We start from the raw sequence: 13,374 nt of genomic DNA, 5'->3' as shown, positions 1-13,374 counted from the left end.
CAATTTATGGTATAGTTGTATATACCACTTTACTCCTGATTTGATTAGGATATTTTCCCTAATTTTTCCTTTCTATGAAAAAGAAAAAGCTAATTCAAAGAACATCTCCTTTTTCGAATTAGCTTTACCAAACCTATTGCATGAGGAAATGGTTCCCTCATTCGCTGCTGATCTTTTCGAGCAGCGCATCTCCATCCTCACTAACGCGCACATAGACAAAGCGGGCCTTCTCCTGCCATTTTGTTCCTTCTCCTTCAGGAACAAAATACGATTCAATTCCATACACGACCGTATTGCCGTAAAACGTTCCATTGACGATTACATCGCCATCTTGCGGAACATACTCCTCTTGTTGCTGCCCGTTTATCGCATAGATATCCGCAAAGCGATGCACGCCGTCTTGATCCTTTCGCAGCACTACTTGTACTTTGCCGCTCCCGTCTAAAGACCGAATCGTCGAAATATCATAAAATAACCGTATATAATCTCCCTGTAAAAACGAACGGGGATCAACCGGCTGCAATTCCAGCTTCACTACTTCTCCATTTCGCAAATGCTGCTCCTTATCCCAAACCATGTATCCGGCAAACACGGCCTGCGCTACCATAATCGCTAATAACGGCGCCCATTTCCGATACAGTCCTTGTGCAGGACTAACAGGCAGCAGTCCTTTTCGTTTTTCCAATACCGCGGTTCCAATGAAAAACAAAAGCCCTGCAATAATCAAGCTAATCGACTTGTCAAGCAAGTTCCAGGCAAATTCATAATACTTGAGCACGAGATACAGCCAAAAATATGCCCAGGCAACAAGCTGCTCATATCGTTCATTTTGGAAAAGCGGTGCAAAAAGAAAAGCGAAAATGACAGCGATAAACAAAATGTTGGCAGCCACATACCAAGCACCCGCTGCGAAGACATCCATGCTCGTTAAGAGGAGAAGTGCGCCCATCCCTAAAACGAGCGGCAAGAAAAGGGATTCTTTCCTGCGCCTGCCCAGCCAATATAGACACCCGTTCAATGCGGCAACACCAAGCAGCACAAGACGCTCCTCATTCGTTACTTGATCGAGAATCACGGCCGAATATAGCGACACGGCCATGTTTGTCAATGCGCGGATGCCACCATCAGCCGACCGCACATAGCAAATAAGAAGTGCAGCCGTATAAACTGTAAGCAGCACAAGCGAGATTTTCCACGTTGTCATCAAACCAAGACCATATCCGACGGCAAGCAATGTATAGCGCACAGTCGGATTCCAGCGTCTCCCCAAAAACGCGGGAGCGACAAATCCCATGACCGATATCGCAAACAATACATACATCGAAAGCGACTCCATCCATATCATCAACAGCCCCATGACGCTCGCAGCCGCAATCAGCGAAGCGACAAACGTGACAATAGACTGGAAAATGATAAGAAAAATCCTTCCTTTTGTGCTCTCGCTCGAAATATGCTTTACCCGTTTTAATAAAAACACACTTCCATATACAATGACTGCCGCAAGCACAAGCCCCCCAAGCAAAAACCCCTCTTCAAAATGCTCGCCAATCACGCGGAAATATTGCGCAATCAGAAACGCCCCCGCAAATAAACTCGTCAGCAGCACATACGACCGTCTTTTCGCCACGGCGAAAAAGTAATAAAAGAACCCTATAAACAACAGAGCATACACATACGGCCACCACGCGTCACGGCCATATAAAAATCCCGTCACATCCGTCACAAACAGCCATCCGTGCATCGCCGCATACGCAAGATAAGCAACAATGGAAGAGCGGCTAAAAATCCATACAATGCCATTGATGACAGCAAACATCACAAGCAGAAAAAACGACTGCCATTCGCTCCACTCAATCCGGTATGAAGACGGAAAATAATAAAACCAACATGCCAGCTCCAGCAGCACGACACTGATGACCGAAAATACTTCATACTTCGTGATCCATGCAAACACAACCGTTGGAACGAGCCAAATGATAAACAGCCAATAGCTGTCGGCATGGGAGTTATAAATCTGTCCGATCAGAGCGATTGTAATGCCAAACGCCAACGTCCCGCAGACGAACAGCCACCTGCCTAAAAAATCATGGCGTTTCATGACATAGGCAAAAACCGCGCTCGCTCCGTAAAATAATCCCATTAAGCCGATGCTTAATCCTGCCTTTGTCAAATGATCCATTCCTTGCCAATTAGACGCAAAAAAATAAATAATGCCGGCCAATATCAACGCTATACCTAATAAATATCCGGTTCTTACTAAACGTATTGCCATCCTCTCCTCCCCTTGTAAAGGCGAATCATGCATCCTATTTCATCATATTTTATGCAAGAGGAAGAAAGTCTAGACGGAAAACAGCTAGACTTTTTTATCCTCCACGTACCAATCGAGAAAATTCTTTCGCGAAGAAAAAGCAGCGTGAGGAAATTTTATAATGGAAGATGATTTCTAATGTAGTACTTCTTTGCTTTTCATTTTAGCATGCAGAAACCAAACTTCCTAGACAAAAATACACGTTCTCACAACACTACGACCCCCTGCTTGCCTACTCATGCCGACGAAATAAGGCTTGATCGCTTTCCTCCCCCATCTGCCCTCGGCTTCGAGATGAGGGCTTCTTGATTAACCTTCCATTCACAAACGTGAACAACGGAAATCCACGGCTTTCGTTGTCGAATCAATGTTACCCATCCTTTGAATGTTCCCTTTGCTTCGCACGGATCCATTCTACTACAAAAAATTGGTAAACGGAAATGCAAGCGAAGAGATAAGCAATTCCTAACAAAAACCCTGCCAAAACGTCAGACGGATAGTGAACTTGAAGACTTAAGCGGCTAAGCCCTGTCAATAACGCAAAAAGGCCGAAAACGAAAAAAATCACCCGCCGTTGAGATGCTTTCTTTACCTCTTTGCTTAGAAAGTACGCGATTAACAACAAATAAATGCTGCCGACCATTGCATGGCCGCTCGGAAAGCTAAACCCATGCACCCCTTGCGCAAATGGCGGCCGCGCCCGTCCGACAAGGTCCTTGATGAACGTGTTCAACCCGTAACCGCCGCCGACAGCGGCCAACACAAGCACCATGCCATAATAATCGCGCTTGCGAAACCATAAAAACAACAAGAGAATGATGCTAAAAATGCCGATGGTGTAATTGTTGCCTAATACAGTAAAGCGGTCAAGCCAGCCCCACGCGCCAAATAATTGCAACAGTCGCTGATCTATCGCATTAGCCGCTCCAGCCGCCACCGCAGCCCATATGGCAAGAAACAGGAGAAAAACAACTGCAGATACGGATAGAAGACGTTTGTTCATATTCATGCTCCTTGCTTTTGTGATGATATTTATCTAAATTATACTCAACTCTGGTCATTTGTTAGGCAAAATCCTATAATCACTGTACTGGAAAAAATCATATAACATAAATTTAAAGTCGAATAAAATAAGATGACATGAACCCGATTGCTTGTTTAGAGTAGATGTGTCACCATGCCATCCTACAAGGAGGTTCATGTCTTACAAATAGACTACCACTTCACCTAAAATTTACGGTTGCGAAATAGAAGATTTTATCCATTTCACACTATCTTTCTTCTCTTCATTCACTAAAAGCTGGAATACATCAGGTCTTGCATAGTGCCCTACTACATCAAAATCAAATTGACTGTAGGCGATGTCACGCAAATCCAAATCGGCTATAAGAATGTCTTCCTTGCCATAGACAGGTTCCTTAATATAGTTTCCTAATGGGTCTACAATGGCGCTTCCTCCAGGGCACATCTCATGAGGAGATGACGCCAATTCTTCATAGCAAGCTAAATCAGTCGGGTACATATCCTTCGTGACATACTGATTGCAGGATAGTACGAAACATCTTCCTTCCGCTGCAATATGGCGAATTGTAGACTGCCACAGTTCTCTAGCATCTGCCGTCGGAGCGATATAAATTTGAACCCCTTTGGCGTACATTGCTACTCTCGCTAATGGCATATAGTTCTCCCAACAAATCAACGCCCCTATCCTTCCATATGGAGTATCGAAAACAGGCAAAGTGCTTCCGTCCCCCTCCCCCCAAATGATTCGTTCAGAGGCTGTAGGTTTTAGCTTTCTATGTTTTCCAAGCAAAGTGCCGTCTGGTCCAAAAAATAAAACACTGCAGTAAAGAGTGCCTCTACTAAACTCATTGTCTCTTTCAACTACACCGATAACGAGATAAACTCCAGCCTTACGGGCTGCTTCTCCCAACATTTCGGTTGTTTCACTTGGTACAGCTACGGAATTTTCCCAGTAACGAAGCCAGTCTCTTCGTCCTTCTGGAGAACGGCTTCCGACACTCGTTCCAAAAGTAAGCCCTCTTGGATAAGCTGGAATAAAAGCTTCCGGAAATACGACGATATTTGCGCCTTTTTCTGCAGCTTGTTGCGTTAGCGAAATCGCTTTTTCCGTACTTGCTTTTCGATCCATAATCACGGAAGCAGCTTGCACAACAGCTACTCGCACGTTAGATTGTTGGTTGGTCATTTCGAACCCCCTCTTATTCCTATTTTTATAAAATTTTCCTTTCAATCATTAGTTGCTTATGTATGGTTCAAAATGCTTGCAAGCGCCTTAATTCCAATTATTACCAATAAAGTCATGGTCCTTCTTCATCGTTTTTCCTGAACGCTAGTCTATTCATCTTTATCTTTTGATAAAAACAACTTTTGTTTTTAAAAATTTAGATAAATCTTATTATACTTATTTTAGCTGATTTTTAGAGAAAAATACCACTAAATAATGTAAATAAAAGAAAAAACAGAGAAGCAAAAAGCTTCTGTCCTTTGTAATAGCGCTCGATTGAAAAGGTATCTTGCTTGTTTCGGATGGAGACAAGTACATTTTTTCTGCCCAAGCAAATTGCCCCTTCTTTCCTAATCCACAAGGTAAAAAATCCTTCCCGAAAGCAAAAGCGCCATTCCCCTTGTTAAAAAAAGGGATCACGGCATTTTTTAAGTGAAAATAGTAATCCCCCAATCCATTAATTTTCTGAACTTCTGCGCGACCAAATTAGGCAGGTTCTGACGTGCTAGAGAGTTTTTCCTACACCAGCGTGCAGGCGCTCACTCCTGCCTCTGTTAAGTATCATGGGCAAACACCTCATTGGCGTTTAGCGAGCTGTCGGCTTGGTTCAAAACCGTTTTCCACTTCATCCCGATGACTCAAGTCTCGGACTTTCGGGGTTAGTTATCCTGTAACCTCACCCCGTCCTCTCTTTAGAATGCCTTATACAAAATAACGAACAAAATGATCCGTTCGATTTTCGGGCTAGGCGGCATGTCAGCTTTCAACAATATTCACGCTTTCATCATATCGCGAGTTGACCTTTTTCATTGTATCAGGTACAAACATGCTTAGTACCAAGGAGAGAGCGAGCCCGGCCATCATGAATCCGCCAAATGCCCATGGCGATGGACCAAATGTATAAGCCTTTTGCACAGCCGGACAGCGTAACAATCTCCTCCCACCTCACGTGATTAAACTCTTTTTATATTAATCACAGAAAATTAAAATTAAAGTTAAAATTGAAAAACACGCCACAAAAAGTAGAAATATGTTATAATACCGAATTGCTTGGCATTTTGAACTAATTGCATAAGAGAGAGGAGACGTCATGAATTTACTTCAAAAAAAGTCAATTACCTACTTGTTAAGTCAAAAGAAAACATTGCAGAAAACATTGGGTGCCTATGATTTAATATTGCTTGGTATCGGAGCGATTGTTGGGATCGGCATTCTTGTGTTGACAGGTGTCGCAGCAGCAAATGATGCGGGTCCTTCGATTATCTTTTCGTTCATGCTGGCAGCATTGGTGTGTGGATTTATAGCGCTTTGTTATGCAGAAATAGCATCGACTCTTCCGGTTTCCGGAGGTGTCTATACGTACGCGTATGTGACAATTGGGGAAGTAGTTGCACATTTAATAGGATGGACGCAACTTTTAATTTATGTTTTGTCCGTTGCACTAGTGGCAAATGGATGGTCTGCATATTTTCACTCATTGTTAGAAGGATTTCATTTGCATATCCCGAAAATGCTAAGTGCAGTACCTCAGCAAGGCGGAATAGTGAACTTGCCGGCTGTCTGCATTATTTTACTGATGACATGGGTGCTGTCAAAAGGTGTGCAAGAAAGTAAGAAAGTGAATAATGCGATGGTAGCCATCAAATTATCCATCATTTTGTTGTTTATTATTGTCGGAATATTCTATGTTCGGCCGGAAAATTGGGACCCATTCATGCCGTTTGGGTGGAAAGGAGTTCTCGCAGGAACTGCTACGGTGTTCTTTGCATTTTTAGGGTTTGATGCAGTTGCAACTGCGGCAGAAGAAGTGAAAAAACCGCAGCGTGATTTGCCAATCGGCATTATTGTTTCTTTAATTGTGTGCACGCTTTTATACGTTATTGTTTGCTTAGTCCTAACAGGAATGGTTCCATATCATTTATTAAATGTTTCCGACGCGATGGCATTTGCGCTTCATGCGGTCGGACAAAATTTTGCTGCAGGTGTCATATCAGTTGGAGCAATCGTCGGCATTACAACAGTTATATTTGTTTATCTTTACGCAACCGTGCGCGTTCTGTTCTCTATGAGCCGCGATCGTTTACTGCCAAAACCGTTCTCAGTGGTTCACTCACACTCTCAAGCACCTGTTTTTTCGACATGGATTGCAGGATTTACTGGAGCAGCAATTGCTGGATTTATTGATTTGAGAGTATTGTCCAACTTAGTCAATATTGGTGCTTTGTTAACATTTATGATGGTTGCCTTATCCGTTATTGTGCTGCGCAAAACCCATCCAAATCTGCAAAGAGGATTTAAGGCACCGCTTGTTCCATATCTTCCAATTTTGACGATTGCGTGTTGTGTCTTCTTAATGACTCGCCTTGCACTTGAAACATGGTTGTATTTCTGCATTTGGATGATGATAGGCTTAAGTATTTATTTTATCTATAGAACGAAGCGCAAAAAAGATTCATACCAAGAGCAAGCGCATATGATGAAAAAAGCAAACTAAAAAACAGTATCATCCTAAGTTATAAAAGGCCAATGGATATATTTGTATCGTGCAGTTGGTTCCGAAGGGAGTACCATTGATTTTTATTTAAGCAAAACAACAGAGCAAAAGACTGCAAAGCGCTCTTAAAGAAAGCTTTGCGGTCTGTTTTTGTTTCTTATCGTTGATAAACATTTAACGTATCGAGTAGCTATTCAACAACTAAAAAACAATCAAAAGATGTCCGAAGCTATTCAAATAAGACAGATTCGTCATCTAAACAACATCGTTGAACAGGATCGCCGTTGCAATTAATAAACGAGTACGCTCCATACTGGGATTCAAGTGATTTCAAACATCTACTTGCATATTAAGTGGTGCTAAAGCGATGCACACGATGAAAAAAGACCAGTTTATCAAGGGACAAAGTCAGCCTAAAGTAAAAAACTGTTTCACATCGCATCATAATCCGTAAGTTAGCAGGAAATTCATGTCCTATATTTTTTGTAATTGCTTTGCACCGGAACCAAATAAAAACAGCCTAAGTTTTGTCTTAGACTGTTTTTACTATTGCCTTATTCGCAATTAGTCTGTTTGGCAACATATTGCTTTTCTCAATGAAAGTTACATTTTTCCAAGAAAAGCTTTTGTCATTTCTAGACCAATTTTCCCCCATCAGCCACATCTGCATTTCTTATGGTAGATTTCAATAGAAAGGCCGTATTCATACTACGTTAAACGTTTTTTAAAAATTAAATTCTTGTTGTTAATTTGTCATTCCATACAGGGGTTCTTTTTTCAAAGAATGCCCGAATTCCTTCTACAGCATCAGGATGTTTGCTGTTTAAAGCAATGACTTCTGTTGCATAATTTAAAGCCTGGAAATCTTCCATATTAAGTTGTTGATAGAACATTCTTTTACCTATCTCAATAATATTTAAACTTTGTTTAGTAACGTCTTTGGCCAACTTTTCTGTTTCCTCATCTAACATGTTTGGAGGGACTACCTTATTTACCAAACCAAGTTCCAAAGCTTCTCTGGCAGAAATTAAATTTCCTGTAAACAACATTTCGGCTGCTTTTTTTCTACCTATATTCCGGCTTAAAAATACTGCTGGTGTACTACAAAATAAACCGCTGTTAATACCCGGTGTGCCAAATCTGGCATTTTCACTTGCGACAGCCATATCGCTTATAGCTACCAATTGACATCCAGCTGCAACAGCTGCCCCTTCAACCTTTGAAATAACAATTTGTGGTATTTCTCTAATTCTTCTCATCAGGAGTTGGCAAGTCTGGAAGAGTTTTAGTACTTCGTGTGCACTCATATTTTCTATTTCACGTAAACTATGGCCAGAACAAAATGCTTTTGTAGATCCTTCAATCACAACGACCTTTACTTCTCTTTTTTCAGCAACCTGTTGAAGAAAAGAGTCTAATTCTTGGAGCAATTTTAATGATAAAGCGTTAAACTCTCTTGGATTTTGTAATGTTACATAGGCAATATCCTCATTTTTCCGAACAGACAAAAATTCCATGTTTTCCCCTCCTGTTACTTGTTGTTATGCTTATAAATAACATAATTATTTTTCATTTGTCAATCAATAATCAAAATATAAATAATATTTATTATTTTAGGATGATTATTCCGAAAAAAGCGGAGTCTTATTGTTACTTTTAAAGCCGATGATAAAACGGTTCTTACACTAATCGAGGGAGATAACTTTCTATTAACTACATAGAAAATAGAGGAGGTTCGTAACAATAACAACGATTAACTTTTCTTGGCCCCCTCTGATTAAGCTATCGAGTTACTAGATATGTCTGATGCTGATGATCGTTTACGTTTAACGGTAAAAAGCTCGACGCTTGCACAGCGATTTGCGGGCAGTAAAAATTTGAATGCGACAAACTTATCTATTTGTAAAGGGATTCAGTATTTATCTAAAGGAAGAATATATGAGGAAATGGGGTCAACACCATGTGAACACTATGTAGACACGAGATCGACATTTTAAAGACTTTGCTCTTGGTAACAGTTTTTCTGTTACTATTCTATTATGTTCAAACTGTTGACTAAACGTGTTGCCAAACGCATAAATACACGTAAAAACCCACACCTTGGAAATCATATACATGAATCCAAAACTAAAACCAAGGGGTGGGCACGATCATAATTTTCAAATTGGAACGGATTCCTGTCTTTTTGAAAACAAGATTTAACCAATGGTTGTTTGGATTTCGTCGTGAGATTGAACGGGTATTTAATAATTAAAGACTGATGGGTTGGAACAGCCGTGACAATATGGATTTCATTGATATTTACATCATGTATTATGTTGCATACTTATCCATAATTTCGAATCTTTAATCTAATTTTACAACACTATCATTGTTGCTTGCTCCAATGGATGCCTCTTTTTTAGTCATAGATCTTCCCAAAATTAAGGTAACGATTGCTGCAAGGGCAAGCGATAATGCTAAGAAATAAACCCCAGCGTGAAAACTTCCGGTAGCATCTTTCAATACACCGAAGAATTTCGGCCCATTATACCCACCAAGGTTTCCGATAGCATTTTGTAAACCGAGAGCAGCACCAGCGATTCCAGCCGGAATAATTTCGGTTGGTATTGCCCATAGTGGACCGTATGGTGCATAAACGCCAATAGCAGTAATAGACAGGAGAATCATTTTCCATATAGGCGATTCAACAAACTGTCCTGCTACCATTGTACAAGCGGCAATCAGTAGTGGCACCACCACATGCTGTACACGGTTCATGCGTCGGTCAGACCAATAAGAATTGATAATCATTCCAATTAAAGCACTCGTAAAAGGAATAGCTGTTAACCATCCCATGGTGGCTGAATCTGCCGTGAATTCCCCAACAACGCTTGGCACCCATAATGTATAACCGTAAAATCCGGTCATCCATAAAAAATACATGATCACAAGTCCCCATACGGTTTTATTTTTAAATGCTGCAGTGTATCCTTCAGATTTGACAGCTTTGTCTTGCTCAGCCGCCAACTTACTTAATAGTTGCTTTTTTTCGTTCTCATCCATCCAAATTGCTTCTGATGGTCTATCTTTAATGATCATATACCACACAAATGCCCAAATAATTGGTGGTATACCTTCGAAAATCAATACCATTTTCCAGTTAAAATACTTTAATAAAATGCCTGTCAGTGGCGCCATAAGCATGGCTGAAACTGGCAAACATGCCATCCAAAATGCATTCGCCCGAGCCCTTTCTTGGATAGTAAACCAGTTAGCAAGAAGAACAAGAACTGCCGGCCAAACACCACCTTCCGCCACTCCTAACAGGAATCGTACGAGTTTAAGTTGTCCCTCGGTTTGAACAAGTCCAGAAGCCATTGCGGCTAATCCCCAAAGAATCATTAAGATAAAAATAAACTTTTTGGCAGACCACTTAGTAGCAAGGATACCGCCTGGGACTTGAAGAATTAAATATCCAACAAAAAATATGCCAGCTATATCACCTGCTGCGGAAGCCGAAATATTCAAGTCTTTTTGTATATAAGGCATTAAAACACCAATGTTGATACGGTCCATATAAGCAAGCATATACATAATAAATGCAACCGGAATAATTCTTAACCATTTTGATGATCTCATAAAAAGTGCCTCCTATATTAATGGGGGAATATTATGAATTTCTTGTATATAACTAGATTTTTGACCATAGAAGTAACCGCTTTCAATATTCGTAATGAGAAATAATCGGAAAAGAGTATATCTCCGATTATTTCTCCATAGGTTTATGCCTTTTGCGGAGCACGGAACTTTCCAGCATACCTAGCTGCAACTTTTATGCATTCTTCCATGCTGATTGATACCGCAATTCCTTTACCAGCTATGTCAAATGCCGTACCGTGATCAACGGATGTGCGAAGGAATGGCAGCCCATTTGTAATTGAAATTGTTCGTTCAAAATCAGTCATTTTAGCTGCAATATGCCCTTGGTCATGATAAAGTGAAAGCACAGCATCATATTTTCCAAGCAATGCTTGATGGAAAACAGAATCAGCAGGAACTGGTCCAACAGCATTGATCCCCTTTTCAACGGCCATTTGAATTCCTGGAATAATCTCGTCTATTTCTTCTCTTCCAAATAAACCATTTTCTCCACCATGTGGATTTAACGCCGCCACCGCAATTTTTGGATTTTCAACTCCCAGGCGTTGCAACGCTTTATCACAGCGAATAAGGTAATCATAAATACGTTCTTTTGTCATCGCAGCAATGGCATCTTTTAGTGAAAGATGTCTAGTTAAAAAGAAGATCCGCATATTTTTAACTTCAAACATTGTCAGTGGATCGTCAGAGTTTGTCAATGCCGCTAGTATTTCTGTATGCCCAATAAACGGTACATTTGCCGCTTTCAAGGACTCTTTGTTTATCGGCGCTGTAGCTATGGCTGACACTTTTCCATCAAGGGCCAATTGCACAGCAGTTTCAATGTATTCGTAAGCTGCCTTTCCACATTGGGCCTGGACTTTTCCGATTTCAAGAGACTCTACATCTAAATTATCTAATGAAATAACATCTATCGTTCCATATTCGTATTTTCCATCAGAAGGTTCATTAATTTCATTGATTTTTAGAGAAACACCGGAAAACTCCATAGCATTTTCCAACAATTTAGAATGACCGATTACAAGCGGAAAACAAACTTCGTATATTTCTGGATTATTTAGAGCTTTTACCGTAATTTCCGGACCAATCCCTGCGGCATCTCCCATTGGAATTGCAATAATGTGTTTAGTTTGCACTGACATTTCTTACACTCCCTTTATCAGTAATTTTCATTTGTAAAAATCTTAAACTTTTATAAATAGATCGCTGATCCCCAATCATTCCACCTTTTGTTACAACTGGCAGACCATCTAAATATCCTCCGGAAAAGTATCCAAATGATGTTAATGGCAGCACTTCATCTTCAAGCTCAATACCATTTGCTCTGCCTACAGCGCATAGAGAGGCTGTTACATCTCCGCCGCTTAAAAAGCATCCAGCAATTGGATATTTAGAGTTTTCGATAATTTTTCGGCTTATTACAGCAAGCCCATCTGTAATTCGTTTTGCTAAAGCATCCTCAGATACTTGTTCCATTTCCGATAACGCTTTCAAGTTAATTAATTTATTTCCTGGATGGTAAGTAGTAACAATTAAAATATTTTCTTTTTCTAACAGTTCTAATCCGGCAGATACTGCACGATCTACCTCTTCTCGCCAGCTATCCGTAAAGCTAGCTAACTTTTTCGGGTCTACATATACTGGATTGGCATTTGTTTTAGATAAGAGATAGTGAAGCTGACGTCCGGTTAAAGATGTCACACTTCCGATAACAGCTAATAGCTTTTTCGAATTAACCTCTTGATGTAAATATAGACGTGCATAATAAGCTGTTAAAGGTCCTGAATCAACTGGAATCATGTTTTTATCCCGAATCTTTGTCATAGCTAAAGCAATGGATTCAATATGCTCGTCATTTACCGCATCAATAACCACAATTCGATATCCTTGTTCTATTTTTTCCTTTAGTTTATTTGTAATCGTCTCTACTCCAGAAAGAACAATATCTAAACCTATCAAAGAGACGGGATAGTTACTTTGCTTTTTTATTACATCTGGAACAAATGATTTATCAACTGGCATCACTGGGTCTTTTGCCACATCCGTTTCTTGAACGGGGACGCCGTCAACAAGCAAATATCCACCTGTTGTGATTCTTCCTGAGTCTGGAAAAGAGGGAACAACTATGGCAATCGAATGTTCACCCAGTTCATTCAAAACAGTATCAATCTCTAAGCCAATATTTCCACGAATTGTACTGTCAATTCTCTTACAAAATACTTGAACGTTCCATTGTTTGAGAATCTGCACAGCCCTGCGAACACGATTTTCTGCGATCTCCTTTGGCGAATATCTGCTATCTGTATCAATGCAAATGGCATCATACTTATCAAAATTTGGAAAAGGAGCATGTTGAACAACTGTAGCTGTTTTGAACCCCTGTTTTGCTAATCTCACGCCAGTTGCATTAGCTCCTGTCAAATCATCTGCAATAACACCTACCCTCACTTTCCTGATCTCCCTTCTCCCCCGATTCATATATCTCTCTCCGCATACACTGAAGTCATTGTTAACACCTATTATTTACGTCAAATTACGGTCTCCTTCTTTACAAAAGCGTTTTCTCCCATATAAATTCATTTTCATTCTCTATAACATCTTCTATGTTCTCTTTTTTCAACGTCCATCATCGTTTTGATTCATCTTTTAGACTCCTTAATATTTCGTCAAATTAATTTG

9 protein-coding genes and 2 pseudogenes are annotated in these 13,374 nt (G+C 40.3%); 3 read left to right on the top strand and 8 right to left on the bottom strand.

What is annotated here, in order from left to right:
- Nucleotides 1–157: 157 nt before the first annotated feature.
- From HT574_RS04530 to HT574_RS04515, 4 genes are all read right to left on the bottom strand, one after another.
- A complete protein-coding gene (locus HT574_RS04530) occupies nucleotides 158–2,272 on the bottom strand; it encodes a GDYXXLXY domain-containing protein (protein ID WP_175243611.1) in 2,115 nt (704 codons plus the stop codon).
- 409 nt (nucleotides 2,273–2,681) lie between these two features.
- Nucleotides 2,682–3,314, bottom strand: coding sequence for a phosphatase PAP2 family protein (locus tag HT574_RS04525; RefSeq protein WP_175243610.1), 633 nt, complete (start codon nucleotides 3,312–3,314; stop codon nucleotides 2,682–2,684).
- 231 nt (nucleotides 3,315–3,545) lie between these two features.
- Nucleotides 3,546–4,520 carry a carbon-nitrogen hydrolase family protein gene (locus tag HT574_RS04520; protein WP_175243609.1) on the bottom strand — a complete coding sequence of 325 codons (975 nt, stop codon included), beginning with the start codon at nucleotides 4,518–4,520 and terminating at the stop codon, nucleotides 3,546–3,548.
- Nucleotides 4,521–5,315: 795 nt separating this feature from the next.
- Nucleotides 5,316–5,492, bottom strand: a complete 177-nt coding sequence (locus HT574_RS04515) for a hypothetical protein (protein ID WP_175243608.1) — start codon at nucleotides 5,490–5,492, stop codon at nucleotides 5,316–5,318.
- A 157-nt stretch (nucleotides 5,493–5,649) separates the two neighbouring features.
- Here HT574_RS04515 and HT574_RS04510 point away from each other — a divergent pair, with 157 nt between their 5' ends.
- Nucleotides 5,650–7,053 carry an amino acid permease gene (locus HT574_RS04510; protein ID WP_175243607.1) on the top strand — a complete coding sequence of 468 codons (1,404 nt, stop codon included), beginning with the start codon at nucleotides 5,650–5,652 and terminating at the stop codon, nucleotides 7,051–7,053.
- A gap of 21 nt (nucleotides 7,054–7,074) precedes the next feature.
- Nucleotides 7,075–7,507 (top strand): annotated as a pseudogene (locus tag HT574_RS20425) (DDE-type integrase/transposase/recombinase); the annotation flags it as partial.
- 277 nt (nucleotides 7,508–7,784) lie between these two features.
- On the opposite strand, the gene HT574_RS04495 reads toward HT574_RS20425, so the two are convergent.
- Nucleotides 7,785–8,570, bottom strand: a complete 786-nt coding sequence (locus HT574_RS04495) for an enoyl-CoA hydratase-related protein (protein WP_175243605.1) — start codon at nucleotides 8,568–8,570, stop codon at nucleotides 7,785–7,787.
- Between the two features lie 656 nt (nucleotides 8,571–9,226).
- On the opposite strand from HT574_RS04495, the pseudogene HT574_RS20325 reads away from it, so the two are divergent.
- Nucleotides 9,227–9,351: pseudogene (locus tag HT574_RS20325) on the top strand (ISNCY family transposase); the annotation flags it as partial.
- 48 nt (nucleotides 9,352–9,399) lie between these two features.
- Here the strand turns inward: HT574_RS20325 and HT574_RS04490 are convergent.
- From HT574_RS04490 to HT574_RS04480, 3 genes are all read right to left on the bottom strand, one after another.
- The gene (locus HT574_RS04490) at nucleotides 9,400–10,674 is read right to left on the bottom strand and encodes an MFS transporter (RefSeq protein WP_175243604.1); all 1,275 of its coding nucleotides are present in this window, start codon (nucleotides 10,672–10,674) and stop codon (nucleotides 9,400–9,402) included.
- Between the two features lie 143 nt (nucleotides 10,675–10,817).
- The gene (gene pdxA, locus HT574_RS04485) at nucleotides 10,818–11,837 is read right to left on the bottom strand and encodes a 4-hydroxythreonine-4-phosphate dehydrogenase PdxA (RefSeq protein WP_017437669.1); all 1,020 of its coding nucleotides are present in this window, start codon (nucleotides 11,835–11,837) and stop codon (nucleotides 10,818–10,820) included.
- Entirely contained in the window at nucleotides 11,821–13,143 is a 1,323-nt protein-coding gene (locus HT574_RS04480; RefSeq protein WP_175243603.1) for a four-carbon acid sugar kinase family protein, read from the bottom strand. The genes pdxA and HT574_RS04480 overlap by 17 nt, the downstream gene beginning before the upstream one ends.
- Nucleotides 13,144–13,374: the final 231 nt, after the last annotated feature.

The organism is Parageobacillus sp. VR-IP, from assembly GCF_013357975.1.
Taxonomy (GTDB): Bacteria; Bacillota; Bacilli; order Bacillales; family Anoxybacillaceae; genus Saccharococcus; species Saccharococcus caldoxylosilyticus.
Note: the sequence above shows the minus strand (reverse complement) of the source record. Positions and strands in the feature narration are given on the sequence as shown.

What these genes read in the sequence shown, in the direction of transcription:
- HT574_RS04490 (WP_175243604.1), bottom strand. Translation starts at nt 10,674, where the DNA reads ATGAGATCATCAAAATGGTTAAGAATTATTCCGGTTGCATTTATTATG.
- HT574_RS04525 (WP_175243610.1), bottom strand. Translation starts at nt 3,314, where the DNA reads ATGAACAAACGTCTTCTATCCGTATCTGCAGTTGTTTTTCTCCTGTTT.
- HT574_RS04530 (WP_175243611.1), bottom strand. Translation starts at nt 2,272, where the DNA reads ATGGCAATACGTTTAGTAAGAACCGGATATTTATTAGGTATAGCGTTG.
- HT574_RS04495 (WP_175243605.1), bottom strand. Translation starts at nt 8,570, where the DNA reads ATGGAATTTTTGTCTGTTCGGAAAAATGAGGATATTGCCTATGTAACA.
- HT574_RS04510 (WP_175243607.1), top strand. Translation starts at nt 5,650, where the DNA reads ATGAATTTACTTCAAAAAAAGTCAATTACCTACTTGTTAAGTCAAAAG.
- HT574_RS04520 (WP_175243609.1), bottom strand. Translation starts at nt 4,520, where the DNA reads ATGACCAACCAACAATCTAACGTGCGAGTAGCTGTTGTGCAAGCTGCT.
- pdxA (WP_017437669.1), bottom strand. Translation starts at nt 11,837, where the DNA reads ATGTCAGTGCAAACTAAACACATTATTGCAATTCCAATGGGAGATGCC.